6 protein-coding genes are annotated in these 14,106 nt (G+C 62.0%); 4 read left to right on the forward strand and 2 right to left on the reverse strand.

All coding sequences use genetic code 11. The features are described from left to right. Positions 1-62 precede the first annotated feature (62 nt). A complete protein-coding gene (locus tag CHB87_RS03185) occupies positions 63-2,540 on the forward strand; it encodes a beta-galactosidase (RefSeq protein ID WP_089406917.1) in 2,478 nt (825 codons plus the stop codon). 216 nt (positions 2,541-2,756) lie between these two features. Beyond that, complete coding sequence (locus CHB87_RS03190; RefSeq protein WP_089406918.1) at positions 2,757-6,281, forward strand: carboxypeptidase-like regulatory domain-containing protein; 3,525 nt, start codon at positions 2,757-2,759, stop codon at positions 6,279-6,281. Between the two features lie 319 nt (positions 6,282-6,600). Here CHB87_RS03190 and CHB87_RS03195 read toward each other — a convergent pair whose 3' ends face one another. Next, positions 6,601-7,506 carry a carbohydrate kinase family protein gene (locus CHB87_RS03195; RefSeq protein ID WP_089406919.1) on the reverse strand — a complete coding sequence of 302 codons (906 nt, stop codon included), beginning with the start codon at positions 7,504-7,506 and terminating at the stop codon, positions 6,601-6,603. A gap of 161 nt (positions 7,507-7,667) precedes the next feature. Further along, positions 7,668-8,816: a GntR family transcriptional regulator gene (locus CHB87_RS03200; protein WP_089406920.1), complete on the reverse strand. Its 1,149-nt coding sequence runs from the start codon at positions 8,814-8,816 to the stop codon at positions 7,668-7,670. 153 nt (positions 8,817-8,969) lie between these two features. On the opposite strand from CHB87_RS03200, the gene CHB87_RS03205 reads away from it, so the two are divergent. Both CHB87_RS03205 and CHB87_RS03210 read left to right on the forward strand, forming a co-directional pair. After that, on the forward strand, positions 8,970-12,479 hold the full coding sequence (locus CHB87_RS03205; protein ID WP_089406921.1) for a TonB-dependent receptor: 3,510 nt from the start codon (positions 8,970-8,972) through the stop codon (positions 12,477-12,479). A 119-nt stretch (positions 12,480-12,598) separates the two neighbouring features. Then, positions 12,599-14,104: a glycoside hydrolase family 32 protein gene (locus CHB87_RS03210; protein WP_176441552.1), complete on the forward strand. Its 1,506-nt coding sequence runs from the start codon at positions 12,599-12,601 to the stop codon at positions 14,102-14,104. Positions 14,105-14,106: the final 2 nt, after the last annotated feature.

The raw sequence follows: 14,106 nt of genomic DNA on the forward strand, positions 1-14,106 counted from the left end.
GAGAGTCCCGCCTTCGTATTTGCCTTTGCGCCACTTCAGCCTGTAACTCTTGGAAAGAACCCATGAACACGTTGCCCCGCGCCCTACGCCTCTACCTCGCCGCCCTGACGCTTGCCACGATTCCCGCCTGCGCGCAGAACACGATTTCGATCGATGCCACCGCGCCCGTGCCCAGGCCGCAGCCGGTACAGGCTCGACTCGGTACGGCGAAGAATCCTGCGGGCGATGTGATCGGCGTCAACTCGCAATACCTCACCTTCAACGGCAGGCCGTGGACGCCGGTTATGGGCGAGTTCCACTTCTCCCGCTATCCCGAGTCGCAGTGGGAGCAGGAGATCCTGAAGATGAAGGCTGCCGGGGTGCAGGTCGTCTCCACCTACATCATCTGGATTCACCACGAGCAGACCGAGGGACAGTTCAACTGGAGCGGCCAGCGGGATCTGCGCCGCTTCGTCGAGCTCTGCGGCAAGCACGGCATGTATGTCTATCCGCGCATCGGCCCGTGGGCGCATGCGGAGGTGCGGAACGGCGGCCTGCCGGACTGGGTGCTGAAGGCTGGGCCCACGCGCCAGAACAACCCCGTCTACCTGAAGGAGGTGCAGAGCTTCTATCTGCAGATCGCCGCGCAACTGAGGGGCAAGCTGTGGAAGGATGGCGGTCCGGTCATCGGCCTGCAGGTCGAGAACGAGTATCGCGGCAGCGGCCCGGGCAAGGGAGACGAGCACATCCGCACGCTCAAGCAGATGGCGATCGCCGACGGATTGGATGTGCCGCTCTACACGGTCACGGGCTGGGATGGCGCGGCGATCCCGCTCGACTCCGTGCTGCCCGTCTTCGGCGGTTACCCGGACGCGCCGTGGGGCGACTCCCCGCACAGCCTGCCCGCGAACGAGGTCTACGCCTTCCGCTTCACCAACCGCTCCGCCGGCAGCATGGGCATGCTGGGCGGCCACGGCCAGAGCGCGGCCGAGAAGTATCGCGGCACGCCCTTTTTCACGGCGGAGGTTGGCGACGGCATCGAGGATACTTACTTCCGCCGACCGGTCGTATCGGCGGACGATGTCGCGGCGATCGCACCCATCATGCTCGGCAGCGGCGCAAACCTGCTCGGCTACTACATGTTCCACGGCGGTCGCAATCCCGAGGGCGGCGACATCACCCTGCAGGAGTCGCAGATCACGGGCTATCCCACCGACCTGCCGGTCAAGAGCTACGACTTCCAGGCGCCGCTGGGGGAGTACGGCCAGGTGCGCGAATCGCTGCGCAAGCTGAAGCTCGTCCACTACTTTCTGGCGGACTTCGGCGCTTCGCTCGCGCCCATGACTCCCCGTATGCCGGACAAGGTTCCCGCAAATCCGCAGGATGCCGGCGTACCGCGCGTCTCGGCACGGACCAACGGCGAGCAGGGCTTCGTCTTCGTCAGCAACTACGTGCGCGGTCTCGCGATGCCTGAGCGCGCAGGCTTTCAGATCGCGCTGAAGCTGCCCTCGGGCGAGCTTCGCATCCCGGAGACGCCGATCGATCTCAGCGCCGGCGCCTACGGTATATGGCCGGTGAATCTGCCCGTCGGAGGCGCGACCCTGCGCTACAGCACCGCGCAGCTCTTCAAGCGCGTGCAGACTGGCGGCGAGACGTACCTCTTCTTCTTCGCCATTCCCGGCATCCGGCCGGAGTTCGCTTTCCCCGCCGGCACGCAGGTCACGACCACGAGCGCGGCGGTCGAAAAGAAGCACACCGCCGCGCTCGAACGCCTGATCCTGCCGGACGGCGGCACGGCGGAGCTGGGGCTTGGCGGCCACATGCATCTCGTCCTTCTGCCGGGTTCGCAGGCCGAGAACGTCTGGCGCGTCGACGATCCCTCCCTGCTGCTCTCGACTTCGGCGGATGCCTTCTCCGATGGCTCGCAATGGACGCTCGACTCGACCGGCGATCCAGCCTTCGAACTCGGCGTCTTCGGCTCGAAGCTGTCGCCGAAGGGCGAGGCGGTCGCGCAGCCGGAGACCGATCCTCTCTTCCATCGCTACCGCGCGACGCTGCCCGCGGTGACCCTGACCGCGAAGGCGACGCAGATCCATCCCGCCGGCACGCTGAACCCGCCGAAGACCGGCCCGACGGTCGCATGGCGCAAGCGTTCGCTGCCGCTCGCGCCGGATGACAAGGACTTCGAGCAGGCCGGCGCATGGAAGCTGGAGCTCTCGCCCATTCCCGCGGACAGCCACGTCGCCGACGCCTTTCTCACCCTGGACTATCAGGGCGACGTCGCACGCCTTTACCGGGGCGGGACACTCGTCGATGACAACTTCTGGAATGGGCAGCCCTGGAGCGTCGGACTGCGTGAGGTCGATCCCGCATGGCGCACGGCAGCGCACAGCTTCGAACTGCGCATCCTGCCGCTGCCGAAGTCGCCCGGCATCTTTCTCGAAGACGCGGCGCGGGCGCAGTTCAATCCCGACGCGCCGTCGAGCGTCCTGCGCGGCGTATCGCTTACGCCGCGGTACCGGCTCAACCTGCAGGCGCCGGGCTCCGCACCGCATCCATAAGACGGGGAGTTGTCGCCAGCAGACGCGAAGCGTTACGCGGGCGACTCTCCGCGTCTGTTTTTCGCAACATGAGCGAAAGATTCTTGCACCGATCCAACTTTCGGCGGATTCGCACCGTTATTCGCAACGCATAGAGTGCCGTTGACCATGCAACCGGCGTTCCCGCTGCACGGAACCGCGCGGACGCCGTCAGGATGCAACTGAAAGGTAAAAACGATGAATAGCTTTTCTCCGGGCCGTGAACGTAAGCTCTCGAACGTCCTGCAACTTCTGGCGCCGCTTGCCGTATGCCTCTCGGCAGGCGCGCAGGTTGGCTCCTCCACCATCACCGGCACTGTGCAGGACACCACCGGCGCCGCCATCCCCAACGCCGAGGTCGTGCTGCTCGACACCGCCAACCAGACCACCCAGACGCAGACGACCAATGCCGCCGGCTTCTTTACCTTCGTGAACCTGCCCGCGAGCGGCTTCCAGGTGACGATCAACGCGGCAGGCTTCAAGAGCATCCGCCGCACCGGCATCGCGCTGCACATCAACGATCAACTCAACCTGCCTGCATTGAAGCTCTCCATCGCGGAGAACTCGGCCTCGATCACCGTGAGCACCGAAGAGCAGATCGCGCCCACCACCTCGGGAGAACAGTCCTACACGCTGACGTCGGAGCAGATCGAGAAGCTCAACATCCAGGGCCGCAGCGCCATCGAGCTGCTCGGCCTGGTTCCGGGCGCGGCCAACGCGGGCAACTTCAACAGCAACAGCTACTCCGCGCCGGTCGCGGGCTTCACCCAGAACTCCAGCGCCTTCTCGGTCAACGGCAACCGCTTCGACCAGGTGCAGATCGTCAGCGACGGCGCGCCGGTCACCGATGTGCAGACCGCCGGCGCCTCCGCCGTCACGCCCAACGTCGACATGATCCAGGAGTCGAAGATCCAGACCGCGGCCTACTCCTCCGACCAGCCGAACGGCCCCGTCGTCGTGCAGACCGAGACCAAATCCGGCGGCAAACAGTTTCACGGCGAGGTCTATCTCACCACGCGCAACCATGCGTTGAATACGACGGACTGGCGCGTGAAGTCTCTCGGCCTGCAGAAGCCCGACGATAGCTTCTACTACCCCGGCGGCAATATCGGCGGTCCGGTGTTCCTCCCCGGAACCAGCTTCAACCGCAATCGCGACAAGCTGTTCTTCTTCTTCGGCTTCGAGAAGTCCATCCAGAACGTGCAGGATCCGCTGATCGACATCCGCGAGGCCATCGTGCCCACGGCGGCGATGCGTACGGGAGACTTCAGCAACAGCGCCTATCTCGCCTCGCTCGGCAAGCTGGACTACTATCAGGGCGTGGCGCCGTGCGCCTCCGGTTACAACCAGACCTACTGCTCTTCGCCCGGCGTGCTGAAGTCTTCGGCGATCGATCCCGGCGGCAAAATTCTTCTCAACCTGCTGCCGCTGCCCAACGCAGACCCCAGCGTCTTCGGCGGCTACAACTACATCAAGAGCTATCTGAAGTCGGAGCCGCGCGACCAGGAGACAGGCCGCGTCGACTACAACCTCACCGCGAAGAACCATCTCAGCGCACGCTACAACCACGAGGGCGAATCCGTTCCCTTCCCGTACGGCCTCTACAACAACTTCACCCTGACGCCGTATCCCGCGCCGGTTTCGAGCGATAACCACTCAAACTCGATCACCTCGCGCCTGTCGACGACGCTGCCTGCATCCTTCACGAACGAGGTCACCTTCACCCTCACTCGCCTGGTGCTTGGCACGAACTTCACGAACACCTCCGCCGTCAGCCGCACCGCGCTTGGTTATCCCTATGGCAACATCTACAACACCGGCAGCGACGTCGTGCCAAATTTCTCCTTCTCGCAGAGCGCTCACGCCGGCTCGCTGTATGTGCGTGGCGGCGATCTGCCGGGTTACTCCACCGTCGAGCAAACGCTGGTGGCGGGCGATCAGATCTCGAAGATCCTGAGAAGCCACATCCTTAAGGCCGGCGTCTACTACGAGCGCGATAGCTTCAACAAACGCACCACGGGCCAGGATAACGGCTCCGTCACGACCTCCTACTATAACTACGACAAGGGTACGGGCAATCCGTTTGCCGATCTGCTCGTCGGCGCCATCAACTCCTACTCGCAATCGAGCGCGAACTTCATGGCGCAGATGTTGCTGCCGCGCTTCGACTTCTTTGTCGAAGATCTCTGGCAGGCCAACCCCCGCCTGACCGTCAACTACGGCCTCCGCATCGACCACATCGCGCGCTGGTACGACGTCAACGGCCGCAACGTCATCTTCGACCCTTCGCTCTATAACGCATCCGGCGCGGTGGGCAACACCAGCGGTCTGACGAACCACATGACCAATCCGAATGTGACGTTGAGCGGATCGCCTTCGCTCGGCTTCCAGATCGCGCCGTCGGCCGGCTTCGCCTACGACCTGCGTGGCGACGGCAAGACCGTCGTACGCGGAGGCGTCGGCACGAACTTCTACTCCGATCCGGGGCAGAACGCCTTCTCGGCGGTGCAGGCGCCGCCGAATGAGACCTTCACCTCACTCTATGCGGATACGACGCTCTCGCAGGCCTCGTCGCTGCCCGCGTCCAGTCAGTACCCAACCGTCTACGGCATCGCAAGCCAGCACGACACCCGGACGCCGGTCACTTACTCCTATAACCTGGCCGTTGCACAGGAGCTGCCCGAGCGTATTCACTTTCAAGCGGCCTACACGGGAAATTCATCTCATAACCTCGCCGGTTACACCGCGCAGAACGTCGTCCCGGAAGGCTGCGAGTTACCCGGCGGCGCGGGGCAGGCGATCGGCTATGCCCCCGGCACTTACAACGATCAGCTCTGCCGGCCCTATCAGAACCTCGGCGCACTGAGCACCGTCGTCCATAATCTGAGCTCTTATTTCAACTCGCTTCAGGTGACGGCCTCGCGTCAGACCGGCTTCTTCAACTTCTGGGCGACTTATACCTATGGTAAGACGCTCGCTTATAACTGCGAAGATCCTTTCAACATGCGTCGCTGCTATAACCCCGTTCCCTTCGACCAGAGCCAGGCCGTCAACGTCTCCTACCTCATCAAGCTGCCGCCAGTGAGCAAGAACCACCTCGGCAATCACAAGGTGGTCAACGGCATACTCGATGGCTGGGAGATATCGGGTATCGAGCAGGTCGCCTCCGGTTCGCCCATCGGCATCTCGGCCAACCCGCAGGGCAACACCTACGACGGCATCCACAACCGCACGATCAACTTCTACGGCGTCTCGGACGCCGCCAACAACTACAGCGCTCCGAACTTCGACTCACGCACCATCACCGGTACGCCGGACGAGGCAGCGGCGCCCACCCTCATCTGCGATCCACGCAAGAACCTGAAGTCCGGTCAATACTTCAATGCCGCGTGCTTTCAGGCGCCGGCCATTGGAACCAGCTCCACCAGTCCACAGATCGGAACCTATCGCCTGCCCTACATTCACGGCCCACGCTTCCACAGCGACGAGATCGGCCTCTTCAAGACCTTCAAGCTGCGAGATGCGCAGCGCTTCGAGTTGCGTGCTCAGTCGTTCAACTTTCTCAACCACCCGAACTACGCCTTCATCCAATATGACAACGATCTCTACCTGGAGTACGACAAGGCAGGAACGGGTCTACCCACGTCGAGCAATAACCCAGGCTTTGCGGAGCAGAAACTTGGATCGCGCAGTATTCAGTTCAGCGCAAAGTATTACTTCTAACTACGTGTGCTTACTAAGTGAATTACCTTTAGTTCGAGCAGCAGCCCGCAATGCTTGTCATCCTGAACGGAGTGAAGGACCTGCTTTGGGCTTTTGTTGTTGCCTGTTCTTGCTCCAGTCAGAGGCGGAAAACAAGCAACAGCAAGAACAAAAGCAGGTCCTTCGGCTACGCTCAGGATGACGGACAGTTGGGGCTGCCCGCCAGCAAAAGGTAATCTGCTCTAAGTGGCAAGAAACAGGGACCAGCATCGTGCTGGTCCCTGTTGGCAGGTCATCGCAGTTTACCGTCGCATTCTCGGTCGCCTCGCGCCTGATTCGATCAGCGAGGCTTGCTCATCGCCTGCACCTCGGCGAGGGTCCAGTCCGGCGTGGCGCCGGCTCGGCTGGCTACGAGCGCGCCCAGTGCGTTCGCGAAACGCGAGGATTCGAGCGCCGACCAACCCTGTGTATAGCCATGAAGAAAGGCGGCGGCGAAGGCGTCGCCGGAGCCGACCGTGTCGCGCACCGTCACCGCATAGCCAGGCGTCCGGGTAAAGGTCTCATCCGCGGCCTGATAGACCAGGCAACCGTCCGGCCCCAGCGTGACGCAGATCACGTCGATCCCGTACGTCCGCGCCCAGACCCGGCAGAAGGTCTCCAGCACGAACGGGGTGGTCTCGCCGTTCGTCAGCCCGAAGAGAGTCTGCGCCTCCGACTCGTTCAGCTTCAGGATGGAGGCGAGGTGAGAGAGCCGCTGCACCAACGGCAGAGTCCATTGGCCCGTGCGCAGGTTCATGTCGTAAAAGCAGCGGGCTGTGGTCAGTTGAGCGGCCAGCTCCGCGATGCCGCGCTCCATGGCCTCGTCGGTCTGGAGCAGCGTGCCGAAGTAGAGCCAGTCCACATGCGAGGTTCGGGCCTTCGCAAACGTCGTCTCGTCGAGTGAGAGCGCATCGAAGGCGGCTGGGCGTGGGATGACGAAGGAGGGCTCGCCCTCGGCGTTTGTTCCGACGATGGCCGCGCCGGTGGGCAGTTCCGCGGCGACCGCGATGCCCTCCGTGTCGAGGCCGAGTGCGCGCATGCGGTCGAGCGCCAGACGGCCTCGTTCATCGTCGCCGACAGCGCTCAGAAGAAGCGCATGATCGCCCAGCCGCTGGATGTTGGCGCAGAAGTTGAGCGGCGCTCCGCCGAATCGTTCCTGGTCCGGAAATACATCCCACAACACCTCGCCCACGCTCCAAACCAGCATGTTGACCCTCCCACCCTTCGCTCGACTCCGCAGATTTCGCGAGCAGCATTATGTATATGCCATTTGTCGATAAGCTGTCTAGATAAATTTGACGAAACGAAAAGTTGATGCCGCTTCCCCGCGAAGTTTGCAGCGGGCTGGACTGGAGCGAATGGAGGAGATCAGGCCTTCGGAGCGCCGCAGGACTCGCGTACGACGATCGAACCGTTGAGGAGAATCGATCGCGCGGGCAGGTGTGGATTGGCGATCCGGTCGAGCATCGCTGCCAGCGCAGCGGCGCCGATATCCAGGCAGGGCTGGTGAAAGGTCGTGAGCGGCACGGGCAAAAGACCGGCGTAGCGAACATCGTCGATGCCGACGATGCGGATATCTTCCGGGATGCGCAGGCCCAGGCCGAGCAGGGTGCGCATGGCGAGCGCCGCCGTATGGTCGTTGGCGCAGAGCAGCGCGTCGATGCCGTGACTCGCAATCGCCCCCGAGAGCAGGGCGGCATCGCCTGGGTCGCCGCGCAGCACCAGCCGGCGATCCAGCTCCCGCCCATGGGCATAGCATGCCTCGCGATAACCGACGATGCGGTCGTCGACGGTCTCGGCCGAACCCTCGATCGCGAGGAAGCCAACCTGCCTGGCGCCCTGGCGGATGAGGTGATCGGTCATCAGGTAGCCGGCGCGCCGGTTGTCGAGGCCGACCAGATCGTAGTCCGAGCGCGCGGGATAATCCAGCACGCATTTATCGAGCAAAACCACGGGAATACGGGCGCTTTTGAGCATTTTCAACACGCGCCGATTGACCTGATCGCGGCGCTGGCCGAACTCCACGGGCGCAAAGAAGACGCCGGAGACGCGCTGATCGACATACTGCTGGCAGAGGTGTTCGGCCTCGTCCTCCTTGTTGGCCGAGGGCGCGACGGAGTGTCCCCAGGAGAGCGAATGTCCGCCCGCGTTGGGCGACGCGGCCATGCCCTTGCAAATGGGCTCGAAGATCTCGGTCTGGCCGAGATCGGGGATGAGCAGGCCAAAGACGGGCTTTTGATTGCCCGAGTTTTCCGACGCATACGTGCCGGAGCCGGTGCGCCGCGTGAGCAACCCGGCCTGCTGAAGGTGCTGCATCGCCTTGACGACCGTCATGCGGCTGACGTTGAAGCGGCGGACCAGCTCCGCCTCGCTGGGCAGACGAACGCCGTTGCGATATCGGCCGGCTTCGATGCTGGCGCGCAGGCTTTCGACGATCTGGAGGTACTTGGGTTGGCCGCGCTTTTCGCCCGTAACTGCCGGAGTCGCTGCCACGCTGGAATCGTCCACGGTTGCCATCTTTTCTCCGGTCTTTATCTCAACATACAGAAAAGTATTTTGGGCTTAAAAATATGTATAGTCAACTTTGTTGAATTGAACTAGATGAATATCTTGACAGTTGTCTACTGAAAAACCTACAAAGACCAGGCTGCAATTTGGAGGAGGAGACGCATGTCAACCAGACAAAACCACAACCTGAGGTTCGCAAGGATCTCGCTGCTGCTGCTGTTCGGGTTCATCGCATGGATGACCGGGCGTAACGTTCTGGCCCAGACCAACTACGGCGCCATCGTCGGCACGGTGACCGATGCGACGGGCGCGAACCTCGATGGCGCTTCGGTCGCGCTGAAGAACATCGGGACGAACGCTGCGCAGACGATCACGGCAGGAAGCGGCGGTACGTTCAGCTTTCTGAACCTGAATCCCGGCCTCTACGAGGTGACGGTGACGAACGCGGGCTTCAAGGCCAGCACGCGCAGCAACGTCGAGGTCACCATCGGTGGCACGGTGCGCGTCGATATCTCGCTGCAGGTGGGCGATGTGACGCAGACGGTGACGGTCGAGGCGACGCAGGCGCCGCTGCAGACCGACAGCGCTTCGCTGGGCGGCGTGGTCGAAGGCCGCCAGGTGCTGGAGTCTCCACTGAATGGGCGCAACGTCAACAACCTGCTCGACTTCGTCCCAGGCGTGGTGCCCGGCGGCGGCACCAGCGGCAATACGATGGCGAACGGCGGCTCGGGCAACTTCCAGGCCGGAGCGCAGACGCAGGCGATCGCTTACGGCAACTACCAGATCGGCGGTGGCTTCAGCGGCCAGAGCCTGTTCTTCATCGACGGCGTGGGCTCGAACGTGCCGGAGAACAATGTCAACTCCCTTGTACCCACACAGGATGCCGTGCAGGAGTTTCGCGTCCAGACCAACAATGTCAGCGCCGAATACGGCGGCTTCGCCGGTGGCGTCATTCAAATCTCCACCAAGAGCGGCACGAACGATATTCATGGCTCGGTTTACGAGTATTTCCGCAATACGGCGCTCGACGCCAATGGATGGTTCTTCAATCACAACGGCCTTGCGCGTCAGCCGTTGCACCAGAATCAGTATGGCTTCAACATCGGCGCACCGATCCTGAAGAACAAGCTGTTCGCCTTCTTTTCTTTCGAGCGCGAGACGCTCTCGACGGCCGGCAGCTCCACCTATACGTTGCCCACGGCGGCGCAGGTCGCGGGCAATTTTTCCGGCGTCGCGAACATCTACAACCCGGTCACAGGTGTCCAGTACTCGTGCAACGGCGTACTGAATGTCATCTGCCCCAACCTGATCGACCCCACCGCCGCGAAGATTCTTGCGCTGGAAGCTCCTTTGCCTAACCGTGCCGGTCTGATCAACAACTACGTGGCCAGCGCACCGATCACCGGCGCTCAGAACCAGTTCAACGCACGACTGGACTACAACCTCGGAAAGGCTGACCAGCTCTTCGCGCGCTACACCTTCTGGAATCCGCACAACGGCAACAGCGATCCCCTGGGTACGAAGGTCGGCTCGGGACCCACCGGCAATACGACAACCGAAGCGGTCGCCGGCGACAACCATGTCTTCAACCAATCGACCATTGCGGATCTTCGCCTGTCGTGGCTGGAGAACTACAACTTCCAGACGCCGCTTTCGAACGGTTTCAACCAGAGTTCGATCAACGCCAACTACGGCGCGCTGCAGGCGCAGCAGGTGAACAACCATCAGGGTCTGCTGCCGAATATCGGCGTTCCGGGCTACAGCCTGGGCGTGAACCTCTCGCAGCTCTACTGGCTGAACACGGTTTACGGCGTAAGCGGCAGTGTGACGAAGGTGAAAGGGCGTCATACGGTGAAGGTCGGCGGCATCGGCCGTCAGATCCTGTGGACGAACTTCGGCAACAACCAGGGCGTCGGCTTCGGTACGACGGCTGCGTTTACTCAGAGTCCAGTCGCAGGCGTTGGCGGCGGCAATGCGCTGGCTTCGTTCCTGCTGGGTGTGCCGGCGAGCACCGGCATCAACGAGGTAGGCACCTGGCATGCGGTGCTGCACTCCTATGGTTTCTATGTGACCGATACCTGGCAGGCGACGAGCAAGCTGACCGCAAATCTGGGTCTGCGCTGGGATCAGCCAGGCAGCTACTCCGAGGTCAACAACCTCGACACGGTGCTGCAGACGAACCTGCCTACGACGCTGGGCAGCGTGACGAATCCGTATACCGGCGCGAGCACACCGGTCGTTGGCGGACTGGCATATGTGGCAAGCAGCCAGTATCCCTCGCGTCGCGAAGAGAGCCAGCACTGGAAGCTGTTCTCGCCACGTGTCGGAATGAACTATCGTCTGGATAACAAGAGTGTTGTGCGCGGAGGTTATGGCGTCTCTTTCCTGCCGGCCGAGATCACGGCGGACTCGCCGGGCAACTCGCCGATCAACAGCGCGACCACCAGCCTGAACAACCTGCCGGGATCGACGGTGAACACGACCATTGCCAACCCGTTTCCGAACGGTATTCTTCTGCCCTCCGGTCGCACGGCGGCGGCGCTCTACAACCAGCTTGGCCAGGGCATCGGCGCACGCATTCCGGACCAGCCGTATGGTTATGTGCAGCAGTGGAACTTCGGCTTCGAGCGCGCACTGACGAGCAAGACCTCGATGACGATCTCCTATGCCGGCGCGAAGGGCACACACCTTACGCTTTCGCAGGGTTACACCGGCACGGGCCTGAACCTGAACCAGCTACCCGACCAGTACGACTCGAAGGGCGCGGACCTGCTGACGCAGGTGGCGAATCCGCTGTACGGCAAGATTCCCGCAGGCGGCGTGCTGGGCGGCCAGACCATCGCCAAGGGCTATCTGCTGAAGCCGTTCCCGCAGTACACGAGCGTCAACCAGGTGGTGCCGCGGCTGGGCAGCTCGACCTACGAGGCGCTGCAGTCCACCTTCAACCAGCGCTTCGGTCATGGCGGCCTGGTGCAGATTGCGTACACCTATGCCAAGCTGCTGAGCAACACGGAGAATACGAGCAGCTTCCAGGATGGACAGGGCGGTCAGGGTGTCGTACAGGACAACACCAATCTGCATGCCGAGAAGGCTATTAGCATGCAGGACCTCACTCATAACCTCGTCATCAACTATGGCGTGGACCTGCCCTTCGGCAAGGGCCAGAAGTATCTCGGCAACAGCGGCGGAGTGGTGGATGCGGTGGTGGGCGGATGGCGCGTGAACGGCATCACAACCTTCCACAGCGGTTTGCCGCTTCCTTTCTCGACCAGCGGCAACTCACTCAGCAACTACTTCGGTTCGGGGCCGATTCGTCCGAATGTAATGGCTGGCTGCAACAAGAACGTGGGCGGATCGCAGCAGAGCCGGATCAATGGCTGGTTCAATAAGGCCTGCTTCACGATCCCGGCGGACTACACGTTTGGAAACGAACGCCGCGTGGATTCGAACCTTCGCTCAAGCGGCGCGGCTAACTTCGACTTCTCGATCAACAAGAGCTTCAAGGTGTATGAGCGGCTTGTCGGGAAGTTCAGCCTCGAGACGTTCAACCTGTTCAATCGGACGCAGTTCGCACCTCCGGATACGAACCTCAACGATGGAGGATACGGCACGGTGACCGGCCAACTGAATCCTCCGCGTAACCTGCAGGCTGCATTGCGTTTCTCGTTCTAACCTGAGAGATGCGGCGTATCGGCAGAGGCTCGCCGGCGCGCCGCTATCACTTTGCTTTTATATGTTCAACTTTAGTTACAATATGACGTGGTCTTCCACTGCAGGAGCTTGCCATGAGCATGAGGTTCTCTCTTACACGACGTGATTTCTTTGCTACGGTCACCGCGCTTGCGCTTGCGCCGCGCGCTATGCTGGCGGAGACCGAGCCACTGGAAGCAAGACTTGCCGCCGACCCCATGCGCCCGCAGTTTCATCTGCTGCCGGCAAAGAACTGGATGAACGATCCGAATGGACCCATCTACTTCAATGGCAAATACCACATGTTCTTCCAGTACAACCCGCTGGCCGCGACATGGGGCGACATGAGCTGGTATCACGCCGTGAGCGAGGACATGCTGCACTGGAAGCATCTGCCGCTGGCGTTCACCCCTACCCCCGGAAGCGCGGATGCTTTCGGCTGTTTTTCGGGTTCGTGCATCCAGGTGGGCAAACGTGTTTACGCCGTATACACCGGGACGAAGGAGAGTAGCAAGGAGCTCTCGACGATTAAGGATGGCGAGGATCGTATTCAGGAGTCGCAGTGTCTGGCCTACTCGGACGACTCGCAACTTATCAGGTGGACGAAGCTGCCGGAGCCGATCGTCCCATTGCCCCCGCCGGGGTTGAAGATTACGGGCTTTCGCGACCCTTCGGTGTGGAAGCAGGGCGAATGGTTTTACATGACGGTTGGCTCGGGCATTGCGCTTACGGGGGGATGCGTGCTGCTGTATCGGTCGAAGGACATGAAGACCTGGGAGTATCTGCATGAGCTGACGAGCGGTAAGTGGAACGGCGTCAAGACGGCGAACCCTTGTCCCGATGGCGAGATGTGGGAGTGCCCGGAGTTCTTCGCGCTCGATGGGGGGCATGTGTTGATTTACTCCACGCTCGATAAGGTCTTCTGGCAGTCAGGCAGACTCGATGCAGCGACGATGACGTTCGAAGAGACGAAGACAGGCGAGCTTGATCTCGGAGCGTTCTACGCGCCGAAGACGCAGCTCGATGCCGTCGGCCGACGCATTCTTTGGGGCTGGATTCCGGAGAAGCGCAGTGAGGCCGCGATGCGCGATGCGGGTTGGTCGGGGATGATGAGTCTGCCGCGTGTGTTGCACCTCGATGCGGATGGAACGCTACGCATCACGTCTCTGCCGCAGGCGGCGGTATTGCGTGCGGCCACGCTGCCGGCGCAGAAGACACATGCGGGTGTGCTGAAGACGCTGCCTGAGGCGACCGGCGAGTTGCTCTGCACGGGTCTGCGAGGTAGCCCGATGCAGTTGACGATGACGGCTGGCGCAAGCGAGGTGCTGCGTGTGCTCTACTCGCCGGAGAAGCATGCATTCCTCGTGGCGGGACGCGAGATAGCGCTGAAGCCGAACGATGCGCCCACGGTGCATGGATTCGTGGATGGCTCCGTAGTGGAGCTGATTCTTGGCGAGCGCATCGGTTATACGAAGCGCTTCTACTATGACGAAAAGATCGCGCCGGATGTGAAGATTCTTGCGACTGGCGCCGCTGGGATCAAGCTCGATGCGTGGAGGATCGCGCCGATCTCACCCAATCGTCTCACAGCGCATGCACGTACTTAGCA

Origin of the sequence: Granulicella rosea, assembly GCF_900188085.1 — a bacterium.
Lineage (GTDB): Bacteria > Acidobacteriota > Terriglobia > Terriglobales > Acidobacteriaceae > Edaphobacter > Edaphobacter rosea.

Excerpts from the sequence above, each read along its gene's own strand:
- CHB87_RS03185 (WP_089406917.1), top strand. The coding sequence starts at position 63 with ATGAACACGTTGCCCCGCGCCCTACGCCTCTACCTCGCCGCCCTGACG.
- CHB87_RS03205 (WP_089406921.1), top strand. The coding sequence starts at position 8,970 with ATGTCAACCAGACAAAACCACAACCTGAGGTTCGCAAGGATCTCGCTG.
- CHB87_RS03210 (WP_176441552.1), top strand. The coding sequence starts at position 12,599 with ATGAGGTTCTCTCTTACACGACGTGATTTCTTTGCTACGGTCACCGCG.
- CHB87_RS03195 (WP_089406919.1), bottom strand. The coding sequence starts at position 7,506 with ATGCTGGTTTGGAGCGTGGGCGAGGTGTTGTGGGATGTATTTCCGGAC.
- CHB87_RS03200 (WP_089406920.1), bottom strand. The coding sequence starts at position 8,816 with ATGGCAACCGTGGACGATTCCAGCGTGGCAGCGACTCCGGCAGTTACG.
- CHB87_RS03190 (WP_089406918.1), top strand. The coding sequence starts at position 2,757 with ATGAATAGCTTTTCTCCGGGCCGTGAACGTAAGCTCTCGAACGTCCTG.